Source organism: Phenylobacterium aquaticum, from assembly GCF_022695515.1.
GTDB lineage: Bacteria > Pseudomonadota > Alphaproteobacteria > Caulobacterales > Caulobacteraceae > Phenylobacterium > Phenylobacterium aquaticum.
Window position 1 is genome coordinate 90,924 of the sequence record NZ_JALDPT010000018.1, and the last position, 7,147, is coordinate 98,070.

General features: G+C 69.4%; 6 protein-coding genes and 2 pseudogenes. 3 read left to right on the forward strand and 5 right to left on the reverse strand.

Annotation, left to right across the window (positions count from 1 at the left end; genetic code table 11):
* Positions 1-5 precede the first annotated feature (5 nt).
* Positions 6-620, reverse strand: a complete 615-nt coding sequence (locus MQH10_RS14665; protein WP_242564776.1) for a glycine zipper 2TM domain-containing protein — start codon at positions 618-620, stop codon at positions 6-8.
* 40 nt (positions 621-660) lie between these two features.
* On the reverse strand, positions 661-1,089 hold the full coding sequence (locus tag MQH10_RS14670) for a glycine zipper 2TM domain-containing protein (protein WP_242564777.1): 429 nt from the start codon (positions 1,087-1,089) through the stop codon (positions 661-663).
* Between the two features lie 189 nt (positions 1,090-1,278).
* Here MQH10_RS14670 and MQH10_RS14675 point away from each other — a divergent pair, with 189 nt between their 5' ends.
* Together MQH10_RS14675 and MQH10_RS14680 are read left to right on the forward strand one after the other, a co-directional pair.
* Positions 1,279-2,574 (forward strand): class I SAM-dependent RNA methyltransferase, encoded by a 1,296-nt coding sequence (locus tag MQH10_RS14675; protein WP_242564778.1) that lies wholly within the window; start codon positions 1,279-1,281, stop codon positions 2,572-2,574.
* 103 nt (positions 2,575-2,677) lie between these two features.
* Positions 2,678-3,949, forward strand: coding sequence for a cytochrome P450 (locus tag MQH10_RS14680; protein WP_242564779.1), 1,272 nt, complete (start codon positions 2,678-2,680; stop codon positions 3,947-3,949).
* Here MQH10_RS14680 and MQH10_RS14685 read toward each other — a convergent pair.
* Together MQH10_RS14685 and MQH10_RS27105 are read right to left on the reverse strand one after the other, a co-directional pair.
* Positions 3,946-5,034 carry a PA0069 family radical SAM protein gene (locus MQH10_RS14685; protein WP_242564780.1) on the reverse strand — a complete coding sequence of 363 codons (1,089 nt, stop codon included), beginning with the start codon at positions 5,032-5,034 and terminating at the stop codon, positions 3,946-3,948. The genes MQH10_RS14680 and MQH10_RS14685 overlap by 4 nt on opposite strands.
* Positions 5,035-5,102: 68 nt before the next feature.
* Positions 5,103-5,944, reverse strand: a pseudogene (locus tag MQH10_RS27105) (serine aminopeptidase domain-containing protein).
* A gap of 142 nt (positions 5,945-6,086) precedes the next feature.
* Here MQH10_RS27105 and MQH10_RS14695 point away from each other — a divergent pair.
* The gene (locus tag MQH10_RS14695) at positions 6,087-6,581 is read left to right on the forward strand and encodes a glycosyltransferase (RefSeq protein ID WP_242564781.1); all 495 of its coding nucleotides are present in this window, start codon (positions 6,087-6,089) and stop codon (positions 6,579-6,581) included.
* A 12-nt stretch (positions 6,582-6,593) separates the two neighbouring features.
* On the opposite strand, the pseudogene MQH10_RS14700 reads toward MQH10_RS14695, so the two are convergent.
* Positions 6,594-7,147, reverse strand: a pseudogene (locus tag MQH10_RS14700) (TonB-dependent receptor); the annotation flags it as partial.

Genomic DNA, 7,147 nt, shown 5'->3' on the forward strand with positions numbered 1-7,147 from the left:
CGCGCTTAGTCGACGACTTGGTAGTGGCCGCTGGCGTCGGGGCAGACGCGCACGAAGCGCTTCTGGGTCCGGCCGTCGGGCAGGTAGATCGGGCTTTCCGCCAGGGTGCAGCCGTTGGCGTCGGCCTGCTGGCGGCTGTCGACATTGTAGCTGTCGCCATAGCGGCCGCGCGGGCCGCCGTAGTAGCCGCTGTTGCCGTAATAGCCGCCCTGATAGCCATAGGCCTGGGAGCCATAGCCGTAGTCGTTCGAGCCGTACTGGCTGTTGCCGTAGTAGCCCTGGCGCTGCTCGGGTTCGCAGGCGGCGGAGTTCTTGCCGACCTGGGACCCTACCACGGCGCCGAGCGCGCCGCCCAGCAGGGCACCGCCCTTGCGGCCGCCATGGTGGGAGGCGACGTTCGAGCCGAGGGCCGCGCCCAGGGCCGCCCCGACCAGGGCACCGGTGGTGCCGCGGGTCGTGGTGTCCCGACGGCAGGGGTCATAGCTGTAGTTGCTGCCCGAGCCGTAATAACCGCCGCCCTGCGCCGCGGCGAAGGTCGGGATGGCGAGCGCCGTGGAGAGCGCCATGACGCCCGCGACTCCGGTCAGGGTGGCCTTCGCGATGTTGGAACGGATGCTCATAGAAACTCTCCTTTGGAGACTAGAACGTTTGGGATGACGCTTAGCTGCGTCCGCTGGGCCGCCACACGCCATCGCGGTCGCGGCAAACTTCGAAACCATGGTCGCGGCCGCCATAGGATTCCTGGACCCATTGGCAGTTGTTGCGGCTGTACTTGGTCTGCTTCACGCGGGTCGGATAGGTCGTGCACTTGATGTAGTGCTTGCCGATCTGGTGGCCGGCCACGCCGCCCACCACGCCGCCGATCACGGCCCCGCCGGTCTTGTTGCCCTTGCCGGCGATGGCCGAGCCCAGCAGGGCTCCGGCGACGGCGCCGACGACGGTGCCCTTGGTTGCGGCGTCCTTCTGCTCCTCGCGGCAGACGTCGCCGGTGCCGTAGTCCTTCGAGGACTGGGCGGCGGCGAACTGGGGAACGGCCAGCCCGCCGGCCATCATGGCGGCGGCCAGGCTGAGAACGATCGTGCGCTTCATCGGCTTAAAGTCCTTCGTTCTGTTCCCGAGAGGGGCGCGTCCAAGCGCCGCTTTCGGAGATGAGGTTTGACTGATCGAACCTGAACGGGTCTTGAACAGACCCACAGCGGCGCGTTCAGCTTCGTTCGGTTGGCGAAACCGCCACGGCGAAGCTACCAAGACCGGCCGCCTCAAGAAATGAGCTCTGTCATGCGCCACGCCAGACGGCCCTCGCGGGCCCCCGCCAAGCCGTCCGCGCCCGCGGGTCCGCCCGTCGACCTCTCGATCGAATCTCTGGGCGGGGAAGGGGACGGCGTCGCCGCCGGCCCGATCTATGTGCCCTTCACCCTGCCGGGCGAACGGGTGCGGGCCGTGGGCGGCGGGGAGCGTCGCGAGCTGGACGCGGTGCTGACGGCCTCGCCTCAGCGAATCGAACCGGCCTGCCGGCACTTCGGCGTGTGCGGCGGCTGCGCCCTGCAGCACTGGACCCACAAGGCCTATCTGGCCTGGAAGGTCGAGCGCCTGGTCGGCACGCTCGCCCTGCAGCACATCGAGACCGAGGTGTTGGCGCCCTTCGCCGCCGCGCCGGGCTCCCGCCGGCGTCTGGCGCTGCACGCCCGCAAGGGGAGCCGCGAGGCCGCCCGCGTGGGCTTCAAGGCGCGCAAGTCCTGGGACCTCGTCGAGATCGACGAATGTCCGGTGTCGGACCCCCGTCTGGTCGCCGCCCTGCCGGCCCTGCGCCGCCTGGCCGCGCCGCTGTTCGAGCATCCCAAGTCCGCCCCGACCCTGCACGTCACCCTGACCGGGGCCGGGCTCGATATCGAGATCACCGGCGTCGAGAAGAAGTCGGGCGGTGGCCTCACCGCCGACGCCCGCATGACGCTGGCCGCCATCGCCGCCGAGGCCGACTTCGCCCGGGTGACGATCGACGGCGAGGCCGCCTATCTGTCGCGCCAACCCGCGGTGCGCCTGGGGCCGGTCGTGGTCGCCCTGCCGCCGGGCGCCTTCCTCCAGGCCGTCCCCGCCGCCGAGGCCGCCATGGTCAAGTTCGTGGGCGAGGCCGCGGCCGGCGCCGACCGCATCGCCGACCTCTATTGCGGCGTGGGCACCTTCACCTTCCGCCTGGCCGAGATCGCCCCGGTCTATGCGGCCGAGGGCTCGGCCGCCGCCATCCGGGCCCTGTCCAGCGCCACGGCCAGCGCGCCCGGCCTGAAAGGCATCACAGCTGAGACCCGCGACCTCGCCAAGCGCCCGGTCCTGGCCGAGGAGCTGAAGCGCACCGACCTAGTGGTCTTCGACCCGCCCCGCGCCGGCGCCCTGGAACAGACCGCGGAGTTGGCCCGCTCCAAGGTCTCCCGGGTGATCGGCGTCTCCTGCAACCCCGCCACCTTCGCCCGCGACGCCCGGGTGCTGATCGACGCCGGCTTCAGCCTCGACCGCGTCTTCCCGGTCGACCAGTTCCTGTGGTCGCCGCACGTGGAGCTGGTCGGCGTCTTCACCCGCTGAGGCCTTTCGCGAAAGCCGCTTGCCGAACAGCGTTCAGTCCTTCGTACTCGCCCGAACACTGAAACAGCCGGGCCCGACGAGGTCCGGCGGCCGGGAGCGAGACATGAGCGACGGAGCCGTCGATATCCGGGACGAGGCGCGGGCCAGGGCCTACGCCGTTCCGCTGGACCAGGTGAATCCGGCCCAGCCGGAGCTGTTCGCCGACAACCAGATCTGGCCGACCTTCGAGCGCCTGCGCCGCGAGGACCCCGTCCATTTCACGGCCGAGAGCGACTACGGCCCCTATTGGTCGATCACCCGCTACAACGACATCATGGCGGTCGACACCAATCACGAGGTGTTCTCCTCGGCCGACGGCATTGTCCTGGCCAGCCTGGAGTCCAAGGCCCAGGCCGCCGGCCGCGCGCCGCGCCCCAGCTTCATCTCCATGGACCCGCCCAAGCACGACGTGCAGCGCAAGACGGTCAGCCCCGCCGTGGCGCCCGCCAACCTGCACCGCATGGCCCCGGTGATCCGCGAGCGCGCCGGCCTGATCCTCGACGGCTTGCCGATCGGCGAGGAGTTCGACTGGGTCGATCTGGTCTCCAAGGAACTGACGGCCATGACCCTGGCCACCCTGTTCGACTTCCCCTTCGAGGATCGGCGCAAGCTGACCCACTGGTCCGACGTCATGACCAATGCGCCGGGCTTCGGGCCGGTCACCAGCTGGGACCAGAAGCGCCAGGAGATCGGCGAGTGCTTCGCGGCCTTCACCGACCTGTGGAACGAGCGGCTCAACGCTCCGCCCGGCGGCGACCTGATCTCCATGCTGGCCCATGGCGAGGCCACCCGCGACATGGACATCCATGAGTACCACGGCAACGTCACCCTGCTGATCATCGGCGGCAACGACACGACCCGGAACACCATCTCCGGCTCGGTCTACGCCCTGAACCAGAACCCGGCCCAGTACGCCAAGCTCAAGGCCGATCCGTCCCTGATCACCTCCATGGTCTCCGAGACCATTCGCTGGCAGACGCCGCTGGCCCACATGGCCCGCACGGCGACCCGCGATTTCGAGCTGCACGGCAAGACCATCAAGGCCGGCGACCGGGTGGCCATGTGGTACGTCTCCGGCAACCGGGACGACGAGGTCATCGCCAATCCCGACAGCTACATCATCGACCGCGAGCGGCCCCGCCAGCACCTGTCCTTCGGCTTCGGCGTCCACCGTTGCGTCGGCAATCGGCTCGCCGAGCTGCAGCTGACCATCATCTGGGAAGAGATGCTCAAGCGCTTCCCGGACATCCAGGTGGTGGCCGAACCCACCCGCACCCACTCGGTGTTCGTGAAGGGCTATGAGACCCTGCCAGTCATCATCCCCACCCGGAACTAGCCGAACAGATCGCGCTGATCGCCGGCCTTGGGCGGAACCTTGAACAGGCTCACGTCCAGGGGCGGGATCGGCCGGTCGAGGCCAAGCCGGGCCTTGGCCATGCGGAAGCGCTGCGACAGCATGTCGGCGACCGGGCCCTCGCCCTTCATCCGGGTCCGCCACTGGGCGTCATAGTCCTTGCCGCCGCGCATCTGGCGAACGAGGGACATGACCCGGCTGGCGCGGTCGGGGTGGTCCGTCGCCAGCCATTCCTGGAACAGATCCTTGATCTCCAGCGGCAGCCGCAGGGCCACATAGCCCGCGCCGACGGCCCCGGCCTCGGCCGCCCGCTCCAGCACTGCCTCCATCTCATGATCGTTCAGGCCGGGGATGGCCGGGGCGAACATCACGATCGTCGGCACGCCGGCGGCGCTGAGCGCCTTGATCGCCGCGATCCGCCGCTCGGGCGTCGCGGCGCGGGGCTCCATGCTGCGGGCGAGCTTGCGGTCGAGGGTCGTCACCGAGACCGCGGCGCGCACCAGGTTCCGGGCCGCCATGGGCGCCAGCAGGTCGAGGTCGCGCAGGATAAGGGCCGACTTGGTGATGATCGAGAACGGATGGTTGAACCGGCTCAGCACCTCGATGATCTGGCGGGTGACCCGGACGGTCTTCTCCCGGGGCTGATAGGGGTCGGTGTTGCCGCCGATCTGGATGAATTCCGGCCGATAGCGCGGCTTTGAGAGCTCCGCCTCCAGCAGGGCGGCGGCCTGCGGCTTGAAGAACAGCTGGCTCTCGAAATCCAGGCCCGGCGACAGGCCCATATAGGCATGGGCCGGGCGGGCGTAGCAGTAGATGCAGCCATGCTCGCAACCCCGGTAGGGATTGATCGAGCGATTGAAGCCCACGTCCGGGCTGTCATTGGTCGAGATGATCACCCGGGCTTTTTCGGGCGTGAGGGTGGTCTTCAGCTGGACAGGCTCGGCGTCCTCGGCCGTCCAGCCGTCGTCGAAGGCCTCGCGGGCCTGGCTCTCATAGCGGCCGGAAGCGTTGGTGCGCGCGCCGCGACCGCGGGGCAGAGGCGCGTTCTGCGGAGTGAAGCTCGCCATTGACGTCAATATGGACGACCGAAGGGAACAAAGCAAGAACAGCCGTCGCCACCCTGCCTCCGACAGCCTCAGAGGCGGGCTTCGATCCAGGCCAGGATGTCGCCCATGACCTCTTCCTTGCCGAGGTCATTGAGCAGGTCGTGGACGTGATCCTTGTAAAGTTTCAGGGTTTTATCGGAAGATCCTGCCTTGTCGTAGAAGAGCTGACTGCCAGCGGGCCGGGTCGCCTTGTCGGCCGTGCCGTGCAGGATCAACAGGGGCAGGGTGATGCGCGTGAACGCCGCTTTCAGTCGCTCGTCCGCGCGCACCAGGGCGGCGACCGTCGTCGAGGGCTGGGTCTCGCCGGCGATCAGCGGATCAGCGTCCATCGCCGCGACCACGGCCGGATCGCGGGAGAAGGCGGCGTTGGGCAGCTTCAGCACCCCGGCATGGGGCGCCAGGTGGCTGACGCCCTTGATCACCGCCAGGGCGAAGTCGGCGCCGGGACCTGGAAGGCGAAGCTCTCGCAGATCAGACCGGCCAAATCCGCCTGGTGGTCGAGGGCGTAGACGCAGGCGGTCACCCCGCCGGCGCTGTGGCCCAGGAGATAGACCGAAAGCCCCGGCTCGGCGCCTTGGCCAGGGCGATCAGGCGACCGAGGTCGTCGGCGTATTCCTCCACCGTCTGGACAAAGAACCGCTCGCCCTCCGACCGCCGCGGCCGCGCAGGTCCAGAGCGTAGACCGCGAACCCTTGGCCACCAACTGGTCGGCGATCCACTGATACTGGCCGCTGTGGGCATTGAACCCGTGGCAGATGGCGACGACGGCGCGGGCCGGCGTCGCGGGACGCCAGACGCGGGTGTACAGCTTGAGACCCGTCGAGCCTGGGATGAAATCTTCGGTGGGAGCTTGGGCCATGGCGTCCTCCATTGGCGGAAGCGGCCAGACAATCAGATTGGCACCGGTGTCGCCACCACAGGTGGCGTTCAGATGGCGGGATACACCTGAGATCACTCAATCTTGAGCATGGCCCGCGAACCCCGGCCCAACCGGAAGGCGGTTCGGCGAGGACTTGACGCGGCCCGCCGACGCGACCCCTTCTGCGGCCATGCTGTCTGCGATCATTCCGACGCTCAATTCCGAGGAGGACCTTCAGGTCCTGCTCGCCGCCCTGGTGCCCGCCGCGGTGGATGGCCTGGTGCGCGAGGTGATCTGCGCCGACGGCGGGTCGATCGACGCGACCGCCGTGCTCTGCGAGGACGCCGGCGCCAAGCTGATCTCCGGCGGTCTGGTGGCCGCGGCCAGGAGCGCGCGCAACGAGCGCCTGCTGATCCTGCCTGCCGACCTGCGCCTGGCGCCGGGTTGGGAGGAGGGGCTGGGCCGCAAGTTGGGTGACCTGAAGGGCGCCGTGCGGATCGAGGGAGCGCGGCCGACCGGCCTGCTGATGGGCCTGCGCGCACCGCCTTGCGGCCTGGTGGTCGATCGCGCGCGGTTGATCGACCGGGCCGAGACGCGGGACGCCTCGGCCCTGATCAAGGCCCTGGGGATCGGCGCCAAGCGGGCCTGACGCCCCGCCCGGTCAGAAGAACAGCTTCCTGACCGTCAGGCGCACCGAGCGGCCGACCGGATCGAGCAGGTCGGGTTGGTAGCTGATGGGGGTGACGCCGGCGGCGGAGCGGACGTTCTGGTGGGCGTCGAACAGGTTGTCGACGGCGAGCGTCGCCCGCGCGCCGCGCAGCCATTTGTGGGTCCGGGCCCAGGGCTGCAGGCCGAGATCGGCGAACAGCCGGACATTGACCGTGGTCAGGTCCGAGAAGTCGAGATTGTCGGCGACGGTCGCCCCGTCGATCCGGGTGCCTTCCTGCCACTTGGCGTTCATGGCCACGCCCAGGCCGCCCCGGGTGTAGTTGGCCTGGAGGTCGACCTGGTTGCGGGGCGAGCCGCCGCCGGCGCCGATCGCGCCGCCGTCCAGCAGGTCGAGCTTGGGCAGGCCCGGCCGGATGGTCACCTCGTCCTTGAAGGCGACGGTGTGATAGAGGCCAATCTGGAACACCCCGCCGCGCGGGCCGCCGCCGAAGCCGCCAAATCCGCCGCCGCGACCGCCGCCGCCGGGGCCGCCTGGACCGCCGCCAG

Excerpts from the sequence above, each read along its gene's own strand:
- MQH10_RS14665 (WP_242564776.1), bottom strand. The coding sequence starts at position 620 with ATGAGCATCCGTTCCAACATCGCGAAGGCCACCCTGACCGGAGTCGCG.
- MQH10_RS14670 (WP_242564777.1), bottom strand. The coding sequence starts at position 1,089 with ATGAAGCGCACGATCGTTCTCAGCCTGGCCGCCGCCATGATGGCCGGC.
- MQH10_RS14675 (WP_242564778.1), top strand. The coding sequence starts at position 1,279 with ATGCGCCACGCCAGACGGCCCTCGCGGGCCCCCGCCAAGCCGTCCGCG.
- MQH10_RS14680 (WP_242564779.1), top strand. The coding sequence starts at position 2,678 with ATGAGCGACGGAGCCGTCGATATCCGGGACGAGGCGCGGGCCAGGGCC.
- MQH10_RS14685 (WP_242564780.1), bottom strand. The coding sequence starts at position 5,034 with ATGGCGAGCTTCACTCCGCAGAACGCGCCTCTGCCCCGCGGTCGCGGC.